This window comes from Pseudoruegeria sp. SK021 (assembly GCF_002119405.1).
Lineage (GTDB): Bacteria > Pseudomonadota > Alphaproteobacteria > Rhodobacterales > Rhodobacteraceae > Meridianimarinicoccus.
In genome coordinates, this window is sequence record NZ_MTBG01000186.1 from 1 (window position 1) to 244 (window position 244).

A 244-nucleotide genomic window follows, 5' to 3' on the forward strand; every position below is an offset into this window, starting at 1 on the left:
TTGAGTTCAATATCACGCTGCGCACGGCATGACATCCGCGATGGATCAGCACGCTTGGCCAAGTGGTCATAGAACGTCGCTGGGGCAATCGGCAGAACCCTGCAAATTGGCTCGACCCCATGGTCCCCGCGATGATCCTCTATGAACCGGATCATCGTTTGAATGGGCGGTCGAGCTCCGCCTGGGCAAAATAAGCTGACGCCTTGCGAAGGATCTCATTGGCCTGCTTCAGCTCGCGGTTCTC

General features: G+C 57.0%; 1 pseudogene and 1 other annotated feature. The pseudogene reads right to left on the reverse strand.

The window, feature by feature from the left end:
* Positions 1-244 (reverse strand): annotated as a pseudogene (locus BV911_RS19075) (IS3 family transposase); the annotation flags it as partial.
* Positions 81-197 (reverse strand) — a sequence feature (AL1L pseudoknot). (Overlaps the previous pseudogene by 117 nt.)